Raw genomic sequence first — 228 nt, 5'->3', positions numbered from 1 at the left:
CGCACTCGGCGCTGGGGTACCTCAGCCCCGAGGAGTTCGAGCGGGCCAACTGGCCCGAGGAGGACCGCCACCCGATGGCGGCGTAAGGGTGTAAACGGAATCGGGGTAGATTCACGCGCCGAGAACGTGCTGCTCGTCGGCAGCCCGGGCGTGGGCAAGACCCACCTCGCCGTGGCCATCGGCATCGAGGCCGTGCGGGCGGGGCGCGAGGTGAGGTTCATGGACTGC

The 228-nt window shown here is 70.2% G+C and carries 1 pseudogene; it reads left to right on the top strand.

Going from position 1 to position 228, the window contains the following annotated elements:
• Positions 1-114 precede the first annotated feature (114 nt).
• Positions 115-228: pseudogene (locus tag H6A15_RS10295) on the top strand (ATP-binding protein); the annotation flags it as partial.

The organism is Enorma phocaeensis (assembly GCF_016901575.1).
Taxonomy (GTDB): Bacteria; Actinomycetota; Coriobacteriia; order Coriobacteriales; family Coriobacteriaceae; genus Limicola; species Limicola phocaeensis_A.
Note: the sequence above shows the minus strand (reverse complement) of the source record. Positions and strands in the feature narration are given on the sequence as shown.